This is a genomic window from Chromobacterium haemolyticum DSM 19808 (assembly GCF_000711885.1).
Taxonomy (GTDB): Bacteria; Pseudomonadota; Gammaproteobacteria; order Burkholderiales; family Chromobacteriaceae; genus Chromobacterium; species Chromobacterium haemolyticum.
In genome coordinates, this window is sequence record NZ_JONK01000013.1 from 73,469 (window position 1) to 95,175 (window position 21,707).

20 protein-coding genes are annotated in these 21,707 nt (G+C 64.1%); 8 read left to right on the top strand and 12 right to left on the bottom strand.

Annotation, left to right across the window (positions count from 1 at the left end; genetic code table 11):
• Nucleotides 1-95: 95 nt before the first annotated feature.
• From BR71_RS09640 to BR71_RS09680, 9 genes are all read right to left on the bottom strand, one after another.
• A complete protein-coding gene (locus BR71_RS09640) occupies nucleotides 96-902 on the bottom strand; it encodes an ABC transporter permease (RefSeq protein WP_043636282.1) in 807 nt (268 codons plus the stop codon).
• Nucleotides 903-954: 52 nt separating this feature from the next.
• A complete protein-coding gene (locus BR71_RS09645) occupies nucleotides 955-2,214 on the bottom strand; it encodes an ABC transporter permease (RefSeq protein ID WP_043636286.1) in 1,260 nt (419 codons plus the stop codon).
• 61 nt (nucleotides 2,215-2,275) lie between these two features.
• Entirely contained in the window at nucleotides 2,276-3,310 is a 1,035-nt protein-coding gene (locus BR71_RS09650) for an ABC transporter substrate-binding protein (RefSeq protein WP_043636290.1), read from the bottom strand.
• A gap of 65 nt (nucleotides 3,311-3,375) precedes the next feature.
• Nucleotides 3,376-4,404 carry an ABC transporter substrate-binding protein gene (locus BR71_RS09655; RefSeq protein ID WP_043636293.1) on the bottom strand — a complete coding sequence of 343 codons (1,029 nt, stop codon included), beginning with the start codon at nucleotides 4,402-4,404 and terminating at the stop codon, nucleotides 3,376-3,378.
• 234 nt (nucleotides 4,405-4,638) lie between these two features.
• Nucleotides 4,639-5,448, bottom strand: coding sequence for a class II aldolase/adducin family protein (locus BR71_RS09660; protein WP_081862613.1), 810 nt, complete (start codon nucleotides 5,446-5,448; stop codon nucleotides 4,639-4,641).
• A gap of 217 nt (nucleotides 5,449-5,665) precedes the next feature.
• Nucleotides 5,666-6,709, bottom strand: a complete 1,044-nt coding sequence (locus BR71_RS09665) for an ABC transporter substrate-binding protein (RefSeq protein ID WP_043636296.1) — start codon at nucleotides 6,707-6,709, stop codon at nucleotides 5,666-5,668.
• 31 nt (nucleotides 6,710-6,740) lie between these two features.
• The gene (locus BR71_RS09670; protein WP_043636300.1) at nucleotides 6,741-7,844 is read right to left on the bottom strand and encodes an ABC transporter ATP-binding protein; all 1,104 of its coding nucleotides are present in this window, start codon (nucleotides 7,842-7,844) and stop codon (nucleotides 6,741-6,743) included.
• 146 nt (nucleotides 7,845-7,990) lie between these two features.
• Nucleotides 7,991-8,620 carry a response regulator gene (locus BR71_RS09675; protein WP_043636303.1) on the bottom strand — a complete coding sequence of 210 codons (630 nt, stop codon included), beginning with the start codon at nucleotides 8,618-8,620 and terminating at the stop codon, nucleotides 7,991-7,993.
• Nucleotides 8,617-11,004 carry a PAS domain-containing sensor histidine kinase gene (locus BR71_RS09680; protein ID WP_208854857.1) on the bottom strand — a complete coding sequence of 796 codons (2,388 nt, stop codon included), beginning with the start codon at nucleotides 11,002-11,004 and terminating at the stop codon, nucleotides 8,617-8,619. The genes BR71_RS09675 and BR71_RS09680 overlap by 4 nt, the downstream gene beginning before the upstream one ends.
• A gap of 323 nt (nucleotides 11,005-11,327) precedes the next feature.
• Between BR71_RS09680 and BR71_RS09690 the strand changes: the two genes are divergently transcribed.
• Nucleotides 11,328-11,876, top strand: coding sequence for a cupin domain-containing protein (locus tag BR71_RS09690; RefSeq protein ID WP_043636315.1), 549 nt, complete (start codon nucleotides 11,328-11,330; stop codon nucleotides 11,874-11,876).
• 150 nt (nucleotides 11,877-12,026) lie between these two features.
• Here BR71_RS09690 and BR71_RS09695 read toward each other — a convergent pair whose 3' ends face one another.
• From BR71_RS09695 to BR71_RS22895, 3 genes are all read right to left on the bottom strand, one after another.
• Entirely contained in the window at nucleotides 12,027-13,463 is a 1,437-nt protein-coding gene (locus tag BR71_RS09695) for a high affinity choline transporter 1 (protein WP_043636318.1), read from the bottom strand.
• A gap of 319 nt (nucleotides 13,464-13,782) precedes the next feature.
• On the bottom strand, nucleotides 13,783-15,003 hold the full coding sequence (locus BR71_RS09700) for a DUF2399 domain-containing protein (protein WP_043636322.1): 1,221 nt from the start codon (nucleotides 15,001-15,003) through the stop codon (nucleotides 13,783-13,785).
• A gap of 173 nt (nucleotides 15,004-15,176) precedes the next feature.
• Nucleotides 15,177-16,220: a GGDEF domain-containing protein gene (locus BR71_RS22895; protein ID WP_052370458.1), complete on the bottom strand. Its 1,044-nt coding sequence runs from the start codon at nucleotides 16,218-16,220 to the stop codon at nucleotides 15,177-15,179.
• A gap of 194 nt (nucleotides 16,221-16,414) precedes the next feature.
• Between BR71_RS22895 and BR71_RS09710 the strand changes: the two genes are divergently transcribed.
• The 7 genes from BR71_RS09710 (at nucleotide 16,415) to BR71_RS09740 (ending at nucleotide 21,621) form a co-directional block, all read left to right on the top strand.
• Entirely contained in the window at nucleotides 16,415-16,930 is a 516-nt protein-coding gene (locus BR71_RS09710; protein ID WP_052370459.1) for a GNAT family N-acetyltransferase, read from the top strand.
• 104 nt (nucleotides 16,931-17,034) lie between these two features.
• Nucleotides 17,035-17,427 carry a hypothetical protein gene (locus BR71_RS09715; protein ID WP_052370460.1) on the top strand — a complete coding sequence of 131 codons (393 nt, stop codon included), beginning with the start codon at nucleotides 17,035-17,037 and terminating at the stop codon, nucleotides 17,425-17,427.
• A 76-nt stretch (nucleotides 17,428-17,503) separates the two neighbouring features.
• Nucleotides 17,504-18,838, top strand: coding sequence for a tRNA (N6-isopentenyl adenosine(37)-C2)-methylthiotransferase MiaB (miaB, locus tag BR71_RS09720; RefSeq protein WP_019102978.1), 1,335 nt, complete (start codon nucleotides 17,504-17,506; stop codon nucleotides 18,836-18,838).
• A gap of 84 nt (nucleotides 18,839-18,922) precedes the next feature.
• Complete coding sequence (locus BR71_RS09725) at nucleotides 18,923-19,210, top strand: YciI family protein (protein ID WP_043636324.1); 288 nt, start codon at nucleotides 18,923-18,925, stop codon at nucleotides 19,208-19,210.
• Between the two features lie 82 nt (nucleotides 19,211-19,292).
• Nucleotides 19,293-20,279: a PhoH family protein gene (locus BR71_RS09730; RefSeq protein ID WP_043636328.1), complete on the top strand. Its 987-nt coding sequence runs from the start codon at nucleotides 19,293-19,295 to the stop codon at nucleotides 20,277-20,279.
• Nucleotides 20,260-20,766 carry an rRNA maturation RNase YbeY gene (ybeY, locus tag BR71_RS09735; protein WP_043636332.1) on the top strand — a complete coding sequence of 169 codons (507 nt, stop codon included), beginning with the start codon at nucleotides 20,260-20,262 and terminating at the stop codon, nucleotides 20,764-20,766. Before BR71_RS09730 ends, ybeY begins: the two co-directional genes overlap by 20 nt.
• A 3-nt stretch (nucleotides 20,767-20,769) precedes the next feature.
• Nucleotides 20,770-21,621 carry an HlyC/CorC family transporter gene (locus BR71_RS09740; RefSeq protein WP_019102982.1) on the top strand — a complete coding sequence of 284 codons (852 nt, stop codon included), beginning with the start codon at nucleotides 20,770-20,772 and terminating at the stop codon, nucleotides 21,619-21,621.
• Nucleotides 21,622-21,707: the final 86 nt, after the last annotated feature.

Here is a 21,707-nt window from a genome sequence, read left to right on the forward strand (position 1 = left end):
GGGAATTCCTTATTTGGGTTCAGGGTGAGTGACTCCGCTAGTGTGCGGCACACTGGCCGAATTTCAACCCCTCCAAAAGTAGGGCCAAGCCCCCGTTAGCCCGCCGGCCGGCTGCGCAGCCGCTCCAGCGTCAGCAGCATCAGCACTGAAAAGCCGATCAAGAGCGTGGCCGCCGCGGCGATGGCGGGGCTGAGGTTTTCGCGGATGCCGCCAAACATCGCCCGCGGCAGTGTCGCCTGCCCCGGCCCGGCGACAAACAACGTCACCACCACCTCGTCGAAGGAGGTGCCGAAGGCGAACAGCGCGCCCGAAATCACACCCGGCGCAATCAGCGGCAAAGTCACCTTGAAGAAGACCCGCAGCGGCGACGCGCCCAGGCTGGCGGCGGCGCGCACCAGATTGCGGTTAAAGCCCTGCAGCGTGGCGCTGACGGTGATCACCACGAAGGGCACGCCCAGCGCCGCGTGCAGCAGCACCAGCGTCAGATAGCTGTTGTCCATGCCCAAGGGCGCGAAAAACAAATAGCCGGCCACACCGACGATCACCACCGGCACCACCATGGGCGAGATCAATACCGCCATCAGCAGGCCCTTGCCGGGAAACTCGGCGCGGGTCAGCCCGATGGCGGCCAGCGTGCCCAGGGTCATCGCCAGCACGGTGGCCAACGGCGCGACGATCAGACTGTTCTGCAAGGCCCGCATCCATTCCGCCGAGGAGAAGAACTCCTGATACCAGCGCAGGGAGAACCCGTTGAGCGGATAAACCAGAAAAGCGCTGCCGTTGAAGGACAAGGGGATGATCACCAGCACCGGCAGCACCAGGAACAGCAGCGTCAGGCCGCCCAGCAAGCGATGCAGGTAAAACCACAGCCGCTCTTCCGGCAAAGTGTGATGGCTTGGCATGGGTTTAGCTCTCCACGATTTGGGTTTGATTCAAGCAATGCCAGGAAGCGGTTTAGCCCAGCCGCAACCGTTCGCTGCCCACCAGCCGGTGGTAGACCGCGTACAGCAACAAGGTGGCCGCCAGCAACAGGCCGCCCAGCGCGGTGGCCATGCCCCAGTTGATGGTGGTGTTGGTGTAGAAGGCGACGAAATAGCTGACCATCTGGTCGTTGGGGCTGCCCAGCAAGGCCGGGGTGATGTAGTAGCCGATGGACAGGATGAACACCAGCAGGCAGCCGGCGCCCACGCCGGCCACGGTCTGCGGCGCGTACACCCGCCAGAAGCTGGCGAAGGGATGGCAGCCCAGCGAGACCGCCGCGCGCAGATAGCTGGGAGAGATGCCCTTCATCACGCTGTAAATCGGCAGAATCATGAAGGGCAGCAGTATATGCACCATGGCGATGTAAACGCCGACGCGGTTGAACACCAGCTGCAGCGGCTGTTCGATCAGGCCCAGGCTCAACAAGGCGGCGTTGATCAGGCCACCGGACTGCAGCAGCACGATCCAGGCGGCCACCCGCACCAGCACCGAGGTCCAGAACGGCAGCAGCACCATGATCATCAGCAGATTACTGCGGCGGGTGGGCAGGCTGGCCAGCAGATAGGCCAAGGGATAGGCCAGCAACAGGCACAGCGAGGTCACCACCAGGCTCATCCAGAAGGTGCGGGCGAACACGCTCAGATAGATGCCCTGGTCCGGCATCGCGCGGCTGATTTCGCCCAGATCGTCGATGCGGTGGTCCAGCGCCGCCAGCAGATAGTAAGGGGTGTAGACGGACTGGTTGCGGCGTATCGCCAGCCAATAGGCCGGATCGCCCCAGCGCTCGTCCAGCTCGGTCAACGCCTGCTTGAACGAAGACGGCGCCGGCTCCAGCGGCAAGGCGCGCGCGGTTTTGCCCAACAGGCTGCGATAACCGGGCACCTCCATGTTCAGCCGCTTGCCCAAGTCGCCCAACGTCTGTTGTTCGCTGGCCAGCCGCACATCGTCGACGAGCGCGCGGTAGGCCGTTTCCGGCGGCAGCGACTTGCCGTCCCAAGCCGCCAGCGCCCGTACCGTTCGCGGCAGCGTGCCCGCCACTTCCGGATTGTCGACGCTGCGCAGCAGCAGCGCGCCGATGGGCACGATGAAGGTCAGCAGCAGGAACAACAGCAGCGGCGCCACCAACGCCAGCGACTTGAGCTTGCCCAGCCGCTCCGCCCGGGCCAGCCGCGCCTTCAGGGGCAGCGGGGCCGGCGCGGACGCGCGGGAATGAGATACCGAGGAAGCGGTCATGGCTTGGACTCCGTCAAAACGGCCGCCGGAAGGCGGCCTCCGCTAAATTAAGGACGAGCGCTTATTTAGCCGCCCAGGCGTTGAAACGCTGTTCCAGGCTCTCGGCGTGATCGGCCCAGAACACCAGATTGATCTTCAGCGCGTCCTTGATGTTTTGCGGCGCGGTGGGCAGATCCGGCAGCTCGCTCTTGTCCAGCAGCGGAATCGCCCGCTTGTTGCTGGGGCCGTAGGCGATGTTCTGCGAATACACCTTCTGGTTTTCCGGCTTGCTGGCGAAGGCGATGAACTGATAGGCCTGATCGCGCTTGGGCGTGCCCTTGGGGATCGACCAGTAGTCGAAGTCGTAGAGATTGCCGTTCCACACCACTTTCAGATTCTTGCCGTCCTTGCGCGCCACCGCGATGCGGCCGTTGAAGGCGGAGCTCATCACCACATCGCCTGAGGCCAGGTATTGCGGTGGCTGGGCGCCGGCCTCCCACCACTGGATATGAGGTTTGAGCTGATCCAGCTTCTTGAAGGCGCGGTCCACGCCGGCCTGCGTGCCCAGCGCCGGATAAACATCCTTGGCCGCCACGCCATCGGCCAGCAGCGCGATTTCCAAGGTTCCCTTGGCCCCCTTGCGCAGGCCGCGTTTGCCCGGGAATTTCTTCACATCCCAAAAGTCCTTCCAGCCGGCCGGCGCGGTCTTCAGCTTGTCGGCGTTGTAGGCCAGCGCGGTGGACCAGACGAAGATGCCGATGCCGCAGGGCTGAACCGCGCCGGGCACGAAGTCCGCCTTATTGCCGATACGCGCGTAGTCCAGCCGTTCCAGCAGCCCCTCGTCGCAGCCGCGCACCAGTTCCGGCGACTCCACCTCCAGAACGTCCCAAGACACGCTCTTGGTGTCCACCATCGCCTTGAGCTTGGCCATTTCGCCGTTGTACTCGCCGCTGACCAGCTTGAGCCCGGCGCTCTTCTGGAACGGCGCGTAATAGGCCTTGGCCTGGGCGTCCTTATTGGCGCCTCCGTAGGAAATCACCGTTAAATCCTTGGCCGAGGCCGTGCCGGCCAAAGCCAGCGCGGCGCTCAGCAGGATGAATCCTTGTTTGACTGCCATCCTCATTCTCCTTGTTGACTGCATCATGACGCCGGTCCGGCCGGCGCGGCTTTCAATACGGGCGCTCAGCGCAGGGCCCAGGCGTTGAAACGCTGCTCCAGGCTTTCACCGTGATCGGCCCAGAACTCCAGATCCACCTTCACAGCGTTTTTCATGTTCTGCGGCGCGGTGGGCAGTTCGAGCTGCCGTCCCGGCGCCAGCAACGTCATCGCCTTGCGGTTGATCGGCCCATAGGCCATCTGTCGTGAATACGCCGCCTGGGTCTCCGGCCGGCTGGCGAAAGCGATGAAACGCCTTGCCGCAACGCCCTCTTGCGCCCCCTTGGGAACGGCCCAGTAGACAAAGTCATACAGGCTGCCGTCCCACACGATCTTCAAATTCCGGCCCTCTTGCTGGGCCGAGGCAATACGCCCGTTGTAGGCCGAACTCATCACCACATCGCCGGAGGCCAGGTATTGCGGCGCTTGAGCGCCGGCTTCCCACCACTGGATATGGGGTTTGAGCTGCGCCAGCTTCTTGAAGGCGCGCTCCACGCCAGCCGGCGTGGCTAGTATTCGGTAGATATCCTTGGCGGCGGCCCCGTCGGCCAACAGCGCGATTTCCAAGGTGTATTTGGCGCCCCTGCGCATGCCGCGCTTGCCGGGATAACGCTTTACGTCCCAGAAATCGGCCCAGCCGCGCGGCGCGGTCTTGAGCTTGTCCGCGTTGTAGGCCAGCACATTGGACCAGACGAAGATGCCGATGCCGCATGGCTGCAGCGCGCCATCGACCACCTCTGCGCGCCCGCCGGCCAGCGCCGGGTCCAGCCTTTCGAACAAACCTTCGTCACAGCCCCTTGCCAGCTCCGGCGCCTCAACCTCCAACACGTCCCAGGACACGCGCCGGGCCTCCACCATCGCCTTGACCTTGGCCATTTCGCCGTTGTATTCGCCAGCCAGCACCCTGGTGCCGGTAGCGCGCTGGAAAGGCTGGTAATAGGCCTGGGCCTGAGCGGCCTGGTTGGCGCCGCCAAACGACACAACGGTCAGCGCCTGCGCCTGACAGGCCGCCAGCGCGGCGCAATAGGGGAATAAGAATTTGCGGTGGAGCCTCATGAACCGTACCTCCTTATATTTCAAGCCCGCCGGTTCCCGGTTTGAACCCGTCTTAGAGCGCGTTTACGAGCTGGCGAGCGAAAGCGAGACAAGGCGAAAATGACTGAGAAAGCGGAATGTGCGCTTGGTACATCAGCATTTCGAAGCCGCGCTCACCCGTGGGCGTCTCGCGAAGCGCAACAGCGCTTAAACAGGTTCTTAGCCAATCGACAACACACGGCAGAACCGAAGCCGTCAAAGCTTGTAGCCGGGATCGAGCCGGTCCAGCAGACGCAGCAGCGCCGCCCAGGCCAGATCAATGAACATATCGTCCTTCAGTTCCCGCTCGCCCAACTCTCGCTCCGGCTCGTTGAACTGCTGCTCGGTCCGTCGGCACACTTCCACAGACGGCAGGCGCAACGCTCCGGCCGCCTGCGCGGCCAGTTGGATGTCGCAGGCTTTCTCCAGGTAGTACATGCGCAAGAAAGCCTGCTTGACCGTTTCTCCCACGGTCAGCAAACCGTGGTTGCGCAGAATCAGCACCGGCTTGTCGCCCAGATCCCGGACCAGGCGCGCCTGCTCGTTGAGGTCCAGGGCAATGCCTTCGTAATCGTGGTACGCCACCTTCCCGTAGAACTCCATCGACATCTGGTTCACCGGCAATAAGCCATCCGCCAAGGCAGCCACCGCGCATCCGGCTCGGGTATGGGTGTGCAGCACGCACTGCGCATCCGGCCTTGCCGAGTGGATGGCGCTATGGATGATGAAACCGGCCGGATTGACCAGGGCGTCGTTCTCATCCAGCGCCTGGCCATCAAGACCGATCTTGACCAGGCTGGACGCGGTGATTTCGTCGAACATCAGCCCGTAGGGGTTGATCAGGAAGTGGTGTTCCGGCCCTGGCAAGCGCACCGAGATGTGTGTCGAGATCAGATCGCTCATACGAAAGTGAGCGATCAGCCGATAACAGGCCGCCAGTTCTTGACGTAGTTGCCGCTCCCCTTGTGACTCCACCGGCAGGGCGGCCTGCTGCAGGGTACGGCTGAGTTTTACTGAGAGTTCCATCATGACCTCGGAGTGTGCATCCGCCCCCATCGGGGCTAACTGGCGGCGCGGACCGGCGCCGCGACCATCGCGCTTAGAACCTCTTCCAAAGCATCGCGAGCAAGCGCGAGACCAGGCGAAAACAAGCGAACAAACGGAATGCACGGGGGGTACATGGGCATTTTGAGTTTGTTGTTAACGCCGTATCGCTGAAGCGCGGCAGACTTTGAACAGGCTCTTACTTGGGCTTAGCCACCCAGGCGTTGAAGCGCTGCTCGAGCTCCTCGCTCCTATCCACCCAGAACGCCGTGTCCTCGCTCAGCGCCACCGCGAGATTCCGCGGCGAGGTCGGCAAATCCCGGCTGCTCGTTTTCGTATCCAGCATCTGGAGCGCCTTACGGTGGGTCACTCCATAATCGATGGTGTCCGCATAGGCTTTCTGGTTGACCGGCTGCATGGCGAAACGGATGAATTTCAGCGCATCGTGCTTGCGTGGGCTGCCCTTGGGAATCGCCCAGTAGTCGTAGTTGTAAACCGAACCATTCCATACCACCTTCAGGTTCTTGCCTTCTTTCCTCGCTTCGGAAATGCGGCCGTTGTAGGCCGAGCTCATCACGACATCGCCCGAGACCAGAAACTGCGGCGGTTGGGAGCCGGCCTCCCACCACTGGACATTGGGCTTGAGCTGGTCCAGTTTGCGGAAAGCCCGGTTAACGCCCGCGGGCGTGGCCAGTACTTTGTAGACGTCCTTGGGTGCCACGCCGTCCGCCATCAGCGCGAACTCCAGGTTGTCCTGCGCGCCCTTGCGCAAACCACGCTTGCCTGGAAAGGTCTTCACGTCCCAGAAATCCTTCCAACTCGCCGGAGCCGTCTTCAATTTGTCGGCGTTGTAGGCCAGGACGATGGACCAGACGTTCATGCCTATACCGCAGCGCTGTACAGCGCCGTCGAGAAAATCGGCCGTGTTGCCGATCTTGCTGTAATCGAGCTTTTCGAACAGACCTTCGTCGCAGCCGCGCGCCAGCGCCGCCGGCTCGACTTCAACCACATCCCACGACACGCTGCGGCTATCCACCATGGCCTTGATCTTCGCCATCTCGCCGTTGTATTCCGCCCCGATCACCGTGATGCCGGTCGCCCGCTGGAACGGGCCGTAATACGCCTTGTCCTGCGCGGACTTCCCCGCTCCGCCAAACGAGATCACGGTCAGCTCGGCAGCCATGGCTTCGCCCACAAGAGCCCATCCCAAGGCCACAGCCGCCAGCTTGATGCTTGTAGACATTCCCAGATCCTCCCTTGCAAAACACGCCTTGCTATTCGTGAGCCAGCGGATCGAGCGCGCGTACATGCTCCACCTGCCAGCCCAGCGACACTACATCGCCGACGGCGAGCGTGGCGTCCAGGTCGGCGATGGCTTGTTTGACGAAGAAATTGGGCTTGCCGCACACCTCCATGCGCACGCGCACGTGGTCGCCCAGATAGATGAATTCGGCCACCCTCCCGGAGAACCGGTTGTCGCAATGCTCGCTGTGGCCGTTGAGCAAAACGCGCTCGGGGCGAATGGATAGCGACACCCTGCTGCCGGCCTCGCCCACCTTCACCGCCAGCGCCGCCACGCGCTCGCCGCGCTCCAGCTCCACCAGGCAGCGCTCGCCGTCCTGGCTCAGCAAAGTGCCTTGCAGCCGGTTGTTCTCGCCGATGAAGTTGGCGACGAAGGCGTTGCCCGGCCGCTCATAGAGCTGGGCCGGCGCGTCGACCTGCTGGATTTCGCCCTGATGGAACACCGCCACCCGGTCCGACATGGTCAGGGCCTCGCCCTGGTCATGGGTGACGTAGACCACGGTCACGCCCAACCGCTGGTGCAGATGCTTGATCTCCATCTGCATGTGTTCGCGCAATTGCTTGTCCAGCGCGCCCAGCGGTTCGTCCATCAGCACCAGTTGCGGCTCGAACACCAAGGCCCGCGCCAGCGCCACCCGCTGCTGCTGGCCGCCCGACATCTGGCCCGGATAGCGGCCGGCGAAGGCGTCCAGCTGCACCATGGCCAACGCCCGCTTCACCTTGTCCTGAATGTCCGCCTTGGACACGCCGCGGACCGACAGCGGGAAGGCCAGGTTTTCTGCCACCGTCATGTGGGGAAACAAGGCGTAGTTCTGGAACACCATGCCGATGTTGCGCTTGTGCGGCGGCACGCGGTTGATGGAGCGGCCGGCCAGCTGAATCTCGCCGCCGGTAGGGGTTTCGAAACCAGCCAGCATCATCAGGCTGGTGGTCTTGCCGGAGCCGGACGGCCCCAGCAGGGTGAGGAATTCGCCTTGGCGGATATCCAGATTCAGGTTTTTGACGATGAGGTTCTCGCCGTCATAGCTTTTCTGGATGTCGAGGAAGCGGACCAGCACATCGTTGGCTGCGGACATGGCGGCGGCACCTGGAAGTGAATGCGTACGCCAACCATGCTAGGGAGAGCGGCGCGCGCCCGCCATCAGCGGGCGGCGGATTTTGCCGTCGGGATAAACGGCGCTCGCTATAGGGAAATCCTTAGTGCGCCGCAGCAGGCCAAGCGTTAAAACAACTGGTGCTCGATCGCGTAACGCACCAGATCCGCCAGCGATTGCGCGCGCAGCTTCTGCATCAGCCTGACCTTGTGGGTGCTGACGGTCTTGGCGCTGATGGCCAGCAACTGCGCCACCTCGTTGACATTGGCGCCCTGCGCCAGGCGCTGAAACACCTGGAACTCGCGCTCGGACAGCTGAGCATGCGGCGGCCGCTCGTCGCTGAGGTTGACTTCGAACACCAGCCGGTCCGCCAGCTGCGGGTCGATGTAGCGGCCACCGCCGGCTACTTTGCGGATCGCGGTCAGCAGCAGCGCCGGGTCGCTGTCCTTGGTGGCGTAGCCGGCGGCGCCGGCCTTGAGCGCGCGCGCCGCCATCTGCACCTCGTCGTGCATGGACAGCACCAGGATCGCCGGCGGCTGCGCCAGCGCCCGCAAGCGCGGGATCACATCCAGCCCGCTCAGGCCCGGCATCGAAATATCCAGCAGCAACACATCGCAGACGGCGGCGCGCAAGGCGTCGAACACCGCGCCGCCGTTGGCGGCTTCGCCGACGACTTGCAAATCGTCGGCCAGGCCGATCAACTGCTTGATGCCTTCGCGCACGATGGTGTGGTCTTCCGCCACAATCACTCGAATCATGTCTCCTCCTCTCCTTCATCCGGCCGCAAAGGCAGCCGGGCCGTCAAACTGCAGCCCTGCCCCGGCGCGCTGGCGATCTCCAGCTCCCCGCCGAACATCAGCAGGCGCTCGCGCATGCCCACCAGGCCATAGGAGCTGCCCGCCTCCCCCGGCCGCCGCTCAAAGCCTTTGCCGTCGTCGACAATGCTTAGCGTCAATTCGCCCGGCTGCGCCTGCAAATGCAGCGTCACCGTATGAGCCTCGGCGTGGCGCATCACATTGGTCAGCGCCTCCTGCAATACCCTAAACAGGCCCACCGCCTTGGCGTCGTCCAGCCGCAACGGCGTTTCCGGCACCAGCACCAGGCAGGGTATGCCGCTGCGGGCTTCAAAACGGCGCGCCTGCCATTCCACGGCCGAGGCCAGGCCCGCGTCCAGAATGGGCGGCCGCAGCGCGGTGGCCACGTCGCGGACCAGGGCGAAAGTCTGGGCGATCAGCTTCTTGATGCTGGCCAGCCGCTCCGCCGCCGCGCCCTCCGGCCGCCCCAGGCTGAGTTCCAGCATCGAGGTTTCCAGCTTGAGCACGGTCAGCACCTGGCCCAGTTCGTCGTGCACCTCGCGCGCGATATGCGCTTTCTCCTCCTCGCGCACCGTTTCGAGGTGAGCGGCCAAGTCTCTCAACATGGCGCGCGACGCGCTCAGTTCCAGTTCATTGCGCTTGCCGGCGCTGATATCCCACAGGATGCCGTCCCACACCATGCCCGCCGCGCCGTGGCGGCGGGCGCGGGCGCGCAGATCGGCCCAGCGCTCCGCGCCGTCGCGGGTCAGAATCCGGCCTTGCCAGCTCCAGTCGCTCTGCTCTCGCCAGGCCGCCCGCCAACTCTCGCGCAGGCCGGCGGCGTCTTCCGGATGCGCCAAGGCCAGCAAGCCCTCCGGCCGCGCCAGCAAGTCCGCGGCCGGGTAGCCGGTCAGCGCCAGGCTGGCCTCGCTGACAAAGGCCAGCCGCGGATCTTCCGCCGCGTCGCCGCACTCCAGCCGGAACACCAGGCCCGGCACATTTTCAGCGATGCCCTTGAAGCGCGCCTCGCTTTCCCGCAAGGCGGCGCGCGCCTGTCGCTTCTCGGTGACATCATGCATAAAGGCCACCAGATAGTCGGCGCCGCCGAAGCGCAGAAAACTGAGCGAGACATCCACCGGCAAGCTGCCGCCGTCGGCGCGCAGACAATCGATTTCGAACTGCAACAGATCCCGGCTGCGCGCCCGGCTCCACAAATCCAGCCAGCCGTCCATGTCCAAGCCCGGCTGAAAACGCGACAGAGGCTGCCCCACCGCCTGCGCCTCTTCGCACGCCAGCATCGCCAGCGCGGCCTGATTGGCGTAACGCAGCCGGCTGTCCCAGTTCAGCCACAGAATGCCCACCGTGCTGTGATCCACCGAAAACTGCGTCAGCCGCAAGGCCTCGGCGCTGGCCTCCCGCTGCGCCAGCGCCTGACGCGCAGCCGCCAGCGCCTGCCGCATCTGCCGCTGTTGCCTGCCCCGCCACAATAATGCGCCCGCCAAAGCCAGAATGAGCACGCCCGAAACCTGACTCAGCCACCGCCAAAACGGCAGACTGTCGCCCAAGGGCGTCGGCTCGGCCTGCACCCAGCGTGTGTAAAGATGACCGCGCTGCGACGCCGGCAACGCGCTCAGGGCCCGGTCCAGCAACGTAGCCAATTGCGGCCAATCCTGTCGCGACGCCACCCGCAGCAGCCGGGTGGCGCCGCTGTCGCCCACCGCGCGCAAGGGCGAGAACTCGGGCTCCCGCAGCAGCTGGTTCAGTTGCGCCTCGTCCACCACCGCGTAATCCGCCCGCTGCTGCAGCACTTGCTGCAACGCGGAACGGTCCGAGCCGGCCGGCCAACGCCGCAACGCCGGATAGTTGGCGGCCAGGAAGGCCGCCGCCGCGCCCGGTTCAACCACCGCCACCCTTACGTTGCCCGGCAATTGCTCCAGCTCCAGCGCCGCCGCCGGTTCGCCCCGCCCAACCAGTTTGTAGGGTATGCGCAGGAAGGGGCCGGAAAACAGCCAGTAACGCAAGCCTGCCGGCGTTTGCTCCAGGCCCGGCGCGATATCCACGCTACCCGCCCGCGCCGCCGCGCTCAATTGCGTCTTGTTCGGATAGGCCGTCCAGGCCAGCTTGAGGCCCAGCTCGGCAGCCAGCCGATTCATCAGCTCCACATGCGCGCCGCTAATCGCTTGCCGGCGCGGGTCCAGCACCGCGTAGGGCGCTTGCGGCACCACCCCCACCCGCAACACAGGATGCCGGCTCAGCCAGTCCCGCTCCGCCGCCGACAGGCTCAGCGCCCAACTGGGCGACGCCAGCCACAGCGCCGCCAACCCCGCCATCCACAATAAGGCTTTCAATGCGTCCCTCCGGCGCGCCGGAGGGCGCGCATGACTCCATACTGTGACAGCGCGGCGGCACTGTCTAAAAAATCAAACGCAAAGCGGGAGAGCTTGTGGCAAGAGGCGCAGGCGACGGGCCTGGCGGACGGGCTGCAGGGAGAGAGAAAGGCCGATGGACGCAGCAAAATGGGGCCTGGCTTGGAAAATGCGCCGCGGCGGGCCAGAAAGCGCGAATTGCGCTGCATGGCCGGCGGCGACATCAGTATACTGTGACGCTATTCGAAAAATTGTCGAAAATACTAAGCAGAGGCCGACAAGGGCACGCCACCGAGGTTACAGGCATGGATATTGGATTACGCGTCAAACAAGTGCGTGAGCACTTCGCGCTGTCGCAGCGCGAGCTGGCGAAACGGGCCGGCATGGCCAACGCCACCATCTCGCTGATAGAACAAAACCGGGTCAGCCCGTCCATCAGCTCGCTATTGAAGCTGATCCAGGGCTTTCCGATGACGCTGACCGAGTTCCTGACCTTTGGCGAACCGCCGCCCAGCGACCCCTACACCTTCCGCCGCGACCAACAGCCGGATTTGGGCCGCGACGGCCTGAAGCTGCTGATCATCGGCGCCTCCAACCCCAACCGCCAGATGCGCATGCTGCGCGAGCTGTATTCGCCGGGCGCGGACACCGGCAAAGAAATGATCACCCATCCGGAGGGCGAGGAGTGCGGCGTGGTGGTGCGCGGCACGGTGGAGCTGACCGTGGACGGCCACATCAGCATCCTCTCTGCCGGCGACGGCTATTACTTTCCCAGCACCCTGCCGCACAAATTCCGCAATGTCGGGCCGGACGAGGCGGAGATCATCAGCGCCAACACCCCTGCCAACTTCTGAGAACCTGTTCACGATCTGCCGCGCGTTGGCGATACGGCGTTGAAAATCGCTTCGAAATGCTCATGTACCCCTCGTACACTCCGCTTTCTCAGCGGTTTTCGCCTTGTCTCGCCCTGGCTCGCGACACTTTGAACAGGCTCTAAGGTCAGGTCAGAAGCGCCCCACTGCAGCCAACGCCCCGCGCCCCAAGCGCTGCGGCAGCAGGCTGCCGGCCACCATGCCGACAATGCTGAAGCCCAGGCCCGCCAGTTGCGGCGGCCAGAACGGGTCCGCCGGGCCGAACCAATCCAGCGCCAGCCAGCTGCTCAAGCCCAGCACGATGGCCAGCAAGGCGCCCTGCGGCGTCGAACGCTTCCAGAACAAGCCGGCGAACAACGGCGCCACCGCCGACACCAGCGTCACCTTGTAGGCATTGCCCACCATCTCGTAGATGGTGGCGTCGGACAACAGCGCGAACACCGTGGTGACAATGGCCAGGCCCACCACGGTCAGCCGCATCGCCAACAGGAACTGCCGGTCCGACATCACCGGGATGAAACGGCTGAGCACGTTCTCGGTGAAGGTCACCGACGGCGCCAGCAAAGTGCCGGACGCGGTGGACATGATGGCGGACAACAGCGCGCCGAAGAACATCACCTGCGCGAACAGCGGCGTGCGCTCCAGGATCAGGCTGGGCAGAATCATCTGCGCGTCCTGCTGCATCCAGCGGCTGACCATGGTTGGATCGATCAGAGTGGCGGCAAAGCCGATAAAAATGGGCAGCATGCAGAAAGTCAGGTACAGGCCGCCGCCAACCATGGACGCGCGCGCCGCGACGTTCTCGTTCTTGGCCGACATCACCCGCTGGAAAATATCCTGCTGCGGAATCGAACCCAGCATCATGGTCAGCAAGGCGCCGACAAAGCCGACAACATCCTTGGGCGACAGGCTGGGAATCATGGTGAACTTGTCCTGCGCCGCCGCGTGCTGCAGCACCTTGACCGGGCCGCCGGCCATGTCACCAATCAACCAGGTCAGATACAGCAAGCCAGCGACAATCACCGTCATCTGGAAGAAATCGGTCAAGGCCACCGACCACATGCCGCCAAACAGCGTGTACACCAGCACGATGCCGGCGCCCAGCAGCATGCCGGCGTTGGCACTGATCGCGCCTTGGGACAGCACGTTGAACACCACGCCCAGCGCGGTCAACTGCGCCGCCACCCACCCCAGGTAGGAGGCGATGATGCACAGCGACACAAACAGCTCCACATTGCGGCCGAAGCGCTGTTTGTAGAAGTCGCCTATGGTCAGCAGATTGAGCCGGTACAACGGCCGCGCGAACAGCAGCCCCACCAGCACCAGGCACATCGACGAGCCGAACGGGTCTTCGACGATGCCGGCGAAGCCCTTGTCGATAAAGGTGGCCGGAATGCCCAGCACCGCTTCTGAACCGAACCAGGTGGCGAACACCATGGCGGTGACGATGGGAAACGGCAGGCTGCGGCCGGCCACGGCGAAATCGCGGGCATTGCGCACGCGGGTGGCGGCATACAGGCCGATGCCCACGGACAACAACAAATAAACAACGACGAAGCCAATCAGCATGGGAATGATGTTCCTCTTCAGGCGGCGCGCGCACGCGCCCAAACGGCGGCCCAAAAGCAAGAGGCCGGCGGGGGCACCTGACACCCCGCCAGCCTCTCTCAATTCCTGAAAACCTTGATATCTTGCCTTTGCCATCAAGGGTTTGGGGGGCGATGATAACGCAGCTTTTTCTCGCTGTGTACCCATTGCCGGGCAGTTTTTTCACACCCGCCCCAATTTGCCCGAATGTCATTGCCGGCGCGTTGCCGCCGGTCTGTCTTTTCCGCTTGCCCCCGTCGTCGGAGCCGGATTCGCGCGGCTGTTTTCAGCGGACGGCCGCTCAGTCTCCCCAGTCCTCGATGAACAGCGCCTCTTGCTCCACTTTGCACTGTTTCTCCTGCATCTCCATCGCTAGGCCATGCAGCAAGGGGGGCAAGCCGCCGCCCATCAAACGCGCCAACTGCGCTTGGTCTGCTTCGCTCAAGGGCTGGGCGCCATTGGCCAGCGTCAGTTGCTCCGGCTGCATCCGCCACGGCGACCACGGCCGCCCGGCCTGCTCCGCCACTTGGCCGGCGGCCATGGCGACGGCGATGCCGGACGGAGCCAAATCGCAGGCAATCTGCACCGGCACCCGCAGCAGGGACAATAAGTGACGAACCGCCTCGCGCCAGCGCTGGTGCGGCTGGCCCGGCACCCAGAGGGTCAACACCGGCAGCGCCTGCTGGCTGAGCGTCTGGAATACGCTGAGGTTCTCCACGATGCGCACGCTGCGGATCGCGCCCTCCACCGCGCTCACGCTCATCAACGCCTCCGGCCCCAAGGCCACGCCTTGCTGAAGCAAGGCGGCGGACAACAGGCATTGCTGCCCGGCCCACAAACCCAGCGGCCCGGACAAGAAAACGTGCGGAGTGTGGGCGGCGATGCCGCAAGCTTCCAGATCCACGCCGAACTCCGCCAGCCACTGCCGGTCCGCGGCGCCGAAAGCCTTGCTGCGCCCCAGCGCGCGCTGCGAGAACTGACGCTCAGTGCCCCAACAACCGTCCAGCAGCCATTGGTCCAGCGCCTGGGCCAGTTTCAGACGGCGCTCCAGCGTAGAGGATTGCAAATGCGGACTCAGGCTTTCCGCCAGACCCAGCAGCCACGGATGGCGCGGCTGCCAGCCGCGCCACAGCTCCACCACTTCGGCCTGAGGCTGCGCGTCGGCCATGCCCAATAAGTGACGCAGGCCGTACATATCCAGCCACTGCACCCAGAACGGATGCAAAGGCTGGAAGCGCAGCCCGGTTTCGGCGTGCAGCTCTACCTCGCACCAGCCGGCCTCCAGCAAGCGGCGCAGCAGGTTCTCCGCCAGAGCCGGGCTGTCCGCCGGCGCCAGCAATGTGCTCCAGCGCGCGCGGTCGCGCCGCGTCTTGAGCCAACCGCGCACCATGTCCTGCTCGTCCGCGCTCAGCGGCAAGGGCCGCGGCGCGGCCAGCGGCGTCAGCAGCAGATTATGGCCGCGCGCGCCCAGCGGGGTGCGGCGAACGGAATCGGGGTCGATCTGGGACAACCAATGCGACATAGCGGACGACTCGATGAAAAGGCGGATGAGGAATAGACCATTTTTCCGCCAGAAATTCAATGCCGCCCGGTGATGGGGCGGCCGGCCGCGCCGGAAAGCCGGCCCCGGCGAAAGCCTGTTCAGACCCTAGCGGGCTTGTGCAAGGCAAGGCCCTGTGGGCCGTGAACGGCCTCTCAAGCCGCTTGCCAGGCGATCACCCGATCGCGGCCGCTGGACTTAGCCTGATACAACGCCTGGTCCGCCCGGTGGAAAGCCTGCTGCAAGCCGCCGTTTCCCACCAGGCAAACACCGGCGCTGACCGTCACCTGCCCATGGGGGAAAGGGGCGGCGCGCACCTGTTGGCGGAAACACTCCAACCGCGCCTGGCCCGCCGCGTCGCTGCGCGCCGCCAGCAACACGCCGAACTCCTCGCCGCCAATGCGCCCGTAAATCTGATCGTGAAAGGTTTCGGCCAACAAGGCGCTGACTTCGCGTATCGTCTGATCTCCCACCGCGTGCCCGTGGGTGTCATTGATGCGCTTGAATAGATCGATATCGATGATGGCCAGATAGAACGCGATGTCCTCATGCCCAAGCGCGTACTCGGCCTGCTGTAGAAAGGAGCGCCGGTTGGGCAGGCTGCTCAGCGAGTCGTAAAAAGCCTGCCGCTTCAGCTTGTTCAACAACAGATGGTTGCTGCGCAGGGTTTGCACCACCTGCAGATGGACCAACACCATGCCGCCGATGATGATGGCCAGAAAACCGAAGCCGTAAATCATCTCCTCGCCGCCCCAGCGCAGAAACACGCGCACGGGATCGAACACCAATAACAACAGCCCCCAAAAACTCAGGGTGTGCCATATATTGGACATGCTGATCGACATCACCAGCGCCGACACGCCCAGCGTCGGCAACAACAGATACTCGCCGTATCCTCCGGCATCCAGCGCGCGCTTCATCGCCAGGCAATACCCAATGGCGAACAACACCTGCCATAAGAGCAAGAGACGGCCGCGCCGCGCCGCAATCTGCAACAGGATCAATCCGCCCAAACCCAGGCCCACCGCCAGGAACAGCCACCCTGGCACCATGCCGCCGTACAGGCGGCGCACCAGCAGAAAGCCCAGCGCGCCCAACACTCCAACCCCCTGGAACCCCAGGCTGCGCCATTGAAAAGCGTCGATCAGATAAGCGTCGAAGTCTTGCTCCAGCGGCCGTACCGGCGCAGGTATCGTCATCGCATCATGCTCCCGCCCACACGCGTCTGATATCGCGTCTTGCTGTGGTATAGGCGCCTGAACCGCCCCCATGCAATCCTCTCCTGGGCCGGCTGGCCCCCCGCTCTCTCGGAGGCTATAATCGCCGCCTTCGACGCTGCGCGGCTCTGGCCGCGCGCTTTGCTTTTTGTCTTCCATGGATTGGCCCGCACCCGATGTCCGCAGTCTGTCGCCGGCAGGACGCCATTGTCCTGCGCCCGATGCAAGTTCAAGATTTTCCCGCCGTGCTGCAAGTTCAGCAACACTGCTATCCACCGTCGCTGATAGAAAGCCGCGACGCGCTGGCCTCGCGCCACCGGCTCTCCCCGGACACCTGCTGGGTGGCGGAGCGCCCCGGACAGGTACTGGGCTATGTGTTCGCCCACCCCTGGGCCGGCGGCCGTCCGCCCAGCCTGAACCGCCCGCTGGAGCAGTTGCCGGAAGCAGTCGACACCCTGTTCATACACGATCTGGCGTTGCACCCGGATGCGCGCGGCCATGGTCTGGGACCGCGCCTGGTGCAAACCGTGCTTGGCCAGGGCCGGCGGCGCGGACTGCGCCAGGCGCGGTTGGTGGCGGTTCAGGGCGCCGCGCGCTACTGGAAGCGCTTTGGCTACCAGCCCTGCGCGCGCGACGATTACACCCGCCAGGCCTATGGCGAAGGCGCGGTCGGCATGCAACGCGCCTTGTGAACGCCGGCCGCACCGGCGCGCCAAAACGCCTATGCTGCAAGGAAGATTTGGCCAGCCCCTTGGCCAAGCTATGATAGAATCGCGCGCAACGTATTCAATTCCTTATGAAAATACTCATAGTCGCCCTGTGTGCGGCATGGCTCGCCGCCCCGGCCCTGGCCGGCCGTTTGCTGCCGATGGAACTGAAGGCCGGCACCGTCCGCGCCGCGGATGACGCCACCATCGAGTTCGTCAAGAAAGACCGCTCGTTGCTGGAAAGCCTGCTCGGCATTTTCATCCGCTCCGAACGCCAGTTCCCATTGGCGCCCGGCCTGCGCATCTTCGACGAGCACAACCGCTTCCTGCTGCGCGGCCAACTGGAAAGCCTGGAAGGCCGCCCGGTGGGCGTCACCTTCAATATGCAAGGTCAGATCAACCAGATCTGGGTGCTGCGCCCCGAGGAAGTGGAGATGCTGAAGCAAAGGGAAGCCGAAGCAGCCGCCCAACCGTCCCAATAAGCTCAGCCGCCCGTGGCGGCGCCTGTCGGGCCTGGCTCGCGGCGAATTGACAGAAACACGCTGGAATCTAGCTGCAATGAAAAAGGTATACATCAAGACGTTTGGCTGCCAAATGAACGAGTACGACTCGGACAAAATGGCGGATGTGCTGTCCGACTCCGAAGGCATGGTCAAAACGGACAATCCGGAAGAAGCCGACATCATCCTGTTCAACACCTGTAGCGTGCGCGAAAAGGCGCAGGAAAAAGTGTTTTCGGACCTGGGCCGCATCCGCCCGCTGAAAGAAGCCAAACCCGATCTGATCATCGGCGTCGGCGGCTGCGTGGCGTCGCAGGAGGGCGAGACCATCGTCAAACGCGCGCCCTACGTCGACGTGGTGTTCGGCCCGCAAACCCTGCACCGCCTGCCGGATCTGATCAAGTCGCGCCAATCCAGCGGCAGCTCCCAGGTGGACATCTCCTTCCCGGAAATCGAGAAATTCGACCATATCCCGCCCGCCAAGGTGGAAGGCGGCGCGGCTTACGTGTCCATCATGGAAGGCTGTTCCAAGTATTGCTCCTTCTGCGTGGTGCCTTACACCCGCGGCGAGGAAGTCAGCCGCCCCTTTGACGACGTGCTGACCGAAATCGCCGGCCTGGCCGCGCAGGGCGTCAAGGAAATCACCTTGCTGGGGCAAAACGTCAACGCCTATCGCGGCGCGATGTCCGATGGCGAAATCGCCGACTTCGCGCTGCTGCTGGAATACGTGCACGAGGTGCCGGGCGTGGAGCGCATCCGTTTCACCACCAGCCACCCGCGCGAATTCAGCCAGCGCATCATCGATTGCTACGGCAAGCTGCCCAAGCTGGTGTCTCATCTGCACCTGCCGGTGCAAAGCGGCGCCGACCGCGTACTGGCGGCGATGAAGCGCGGCTATACCGGCCTGGAGTACAAATCCATCATCCGCAAGCTGCGCGCGCTGCGGCCGGACCTGTGCCTGTCCTCCGACTTCATCGTCGGCTTCCCCGGCGAAACCGAGGCCGACTTCGAACAAACGCTGAAGCTGGTCAAAGACATGGAAGTCGACTTCAGCTACGTGTTCATCTATAGCCCGCGTCCGGGCACGCCGGCGTCCAATCTGCCGGACGATACCCCTCACGCGGAAAAAGTGCGTCGCCTGGAAGCCCTGAACGAGGTGATTGAGGCCAAGGGCTTCGCCATCAATCAATCCATGGTGGGCACCGTACAACGCGTGCTGGTGGAAAGCGTGTCCAAGAAAGACGCCACCATGCTGGCGGCACGCACCGCCAACAACCGCGTGGTCAACTTCGTCGGCCACCCGCGCCTGCTCAATCAGATGATAGACGTGCGCATCACCGAAGCGCGTCCGCACTCGCTGGTAGGCGAGGCGCTGATCGCGGAAACCGTCTGAGCATGATGTCCGCCCGCCATTTTTTTACGCCGGCCGCCGCGGGCGGGCGTATGCTTGGCGCTTTCCATCCGAGCTGACGCCGCCATGTTCATCGTTTCGCTAAGCTACATCGCCCCGCTGTCCGATATCGACGCGTTGCTGGAACAGCATGTCGCCTGGCTGCGGCAGGGCTACGCTTCCGGTTTGCTGCTGGCCTCCGGCCGCAAAACGCCGCGCACCGGCGGCGTGATCCTGGCGCGCGGAGACCGCGCCGAGCTCGAGGCCCTGCTGGCGCGCGACCCGTTCGCCGTCGCCGGCCTCGCCCGCTATGAAATCACTGAGTTCCACGCCAGCATGAGCGCGCCGGAACTGGATTGTCTGCGGAACATTTGATGAGCGCCGCAGCCTTAACCCTTGCCCATCCGCCATCCCGCCCCGCCGCGGGCCGCGCAGAACGACCCAGACTACGAGCCGCATGACTACATCGCACGCCGAACCCCTCAGCTTCAATCCCGTCGACAACGAACGGCTGGCCCGCCTGTGCGGCCCGCTGGACGAAAACCTGAAACAGATAGAAACCGGCCTGGACGTGACCGTGCAGCGCCGCGGAGAAAGCTTCCGCGTGCAAGGCGAACAGGCCAAGACCGCGGTGGAAGCGCTGACCCGGCTCTATCTGCTGGCGGAAAAACAGGAGCTGTCGATAGACGACGTGCAACTGTGCCTGGTGGAACTGCGCCGTCACGCGCCCAACGGCGCAACGGCCGCCGCCGAAGACGAAGACGCCCCCGTGCTCGTGACCCGTCGCGGCGATTTGCGCGGCCGCACGCCGCGCCAGAGCCGCTACATCAAAGCCATTCAGCAACACGACATCACCTTCGGCATTGGCCCCGCCGGCACCGGCAAAACCTATCTGGCGGTGGGCTGCGCGGTGGACGCGATGGAGCGCGACACGGTCAAACGCATCGTGCTGGTGCGCCCGGCGGTGGAGGCCGGCGAGAAGCTGGGCTTCCTGCCCGGCGACCTGGCGCAGAAGGTGGACCCGTATCTACGGCCGCTGTACGACGCGCTGTACGATCTGATGGGCTTTGATCGCGTGACCCGGCTGTTCGAAAAGAACCTGATCGAGATCGCGCCGCTGGCCTATATGCGCGGCCGCACGCTGAACAACGCCTTCATTATCCTGGACGAGGCGCAGAACACCACGCCGGAACAGATGAAGATGTTCCTGACCCGCATCGGCTTCGGCTCCAAGGCGGTGATCACCGGCGACGTGACCCAGATTGACCTGGCCCGCCATCAGAAAAGCGGCCTGGTCGAAGTGGAGCGCATTCTGGACAAGGTGCGCGGCATCCATTTCCATCATTTCCAGAGCGACGACGTGGTGCGCCACCCGCTGGTGCAGAAAATCGTCGACGCCTACGACCAATACCAAAGCAAGCAAGATGAAAAGAGCCAAGCGTAACCCGCTGCTGGCGCGCCTGGCCGCGCGCCTGGAACTGAGCCTGGAGGTGCGCAGCCAGACCGCCGCCCTGCCGCGGCCCGCAGATTTGCGCCGCTGGAGCCAGGCTGCGCTGCAAGCCGGCGTCAAGCAGGCCCAGGTCAGCATCCTGATCGTGGACGCGGACGAAGGCCGTCAAATGAACCGCGACTACCGCGGCAAGGACTACGCCACCAATGTGCTGAGCTTCGCCCTCAACGAGGGCGACCCGGTGCCGGGCCTGCCGCTGATCGGCGATCTGGTGCTGTGCGCGCCGGTGGTGGAAAAAGAGGCCGCCGAGCAAAACAAGCCGCTGCAAGCCCATTACGCCCACCTGCTGGTGCACGGCATGCTGCATCTGCAGGGCTTTGACCACGAGCAAGACGACGAAGCCGAAACCATGGAAACGCTTGAAACCGTCATCATGCAGAGGCTAGGATATCCCGACCCCTATCGAGAGGAGCAGTTCTAAGAAATGGAAGACCCCAGTAAACCGCGGCCGACTTGGCTGGAACGCCTGTCCACCATGTTGCTGCGCGAGCCGGAAGATCGCGAAGAGTTGATCGAACTCTTGCACAACGCCTTCGAGCGCAACCTGCTGGACGCGGAAGCGCTCGGCATGATCGAAGGCGTGCTGGAAGTCAGCGAGCTGACCGTGCGCGACGTCATGATCCCGCGCAGCCAGATGAACGTGATCAGCTGCGACGACCCGATCACCCGCTTCCTGCCGATGGTGATCGACTCCGGACACTCGCGCTTTCCGGTGATAGGCGACAGCAAGGACGACGTGCTGGGCATTCTGTTGGCCAAGGAACTGTTGCGCTACTTCCACGCGCCGGCCAGCTTCGATTTGAAAGCGGTGCTGCGCCCGGCGGTGTTTGTGCCGGAATCCAAGCCGCTGAACGTGCTGCTGCGGGATTTCCGCGCCACCCACAATCACATGGCGGTAGTGGTGGACGAATACGGCGGCGTGTCCGGCCTGGTGACCATTGAAGACGTGATCGAGCAGATCGTCGGCGACATCGAGGACGAATACGACACCGAGGACGACGAGGAAGATATCCTGCCGGTGCGCGGCCATCAGCGCTACCGGGTCAAGGCGCTGACCGAGATCGAGGACTTCAACCATTACTTTGAAACCGATTTCGAAGACGACGACGTCGACACCGTCGGCGGCCTGGTGATCTCCCTGACCGGCCACCTGCCCAAGCGCGGCGAAGCGGTGGAAGCCGCCGGCCTGCGCTTCACCGTGCTGCGCGCCGACAACCGCCGCGTAGACACCCTGCTGGTGGAGCGGATTCAGGCCGGCGAGACCAGCGAAGTCTGAGACCCTGTTTATAATCGGCTGCGCGTCGAGGGGTGTTACACGGCATGGACGCTTTGGGAATGCGCCTGAACTCCGTGTACACTCCG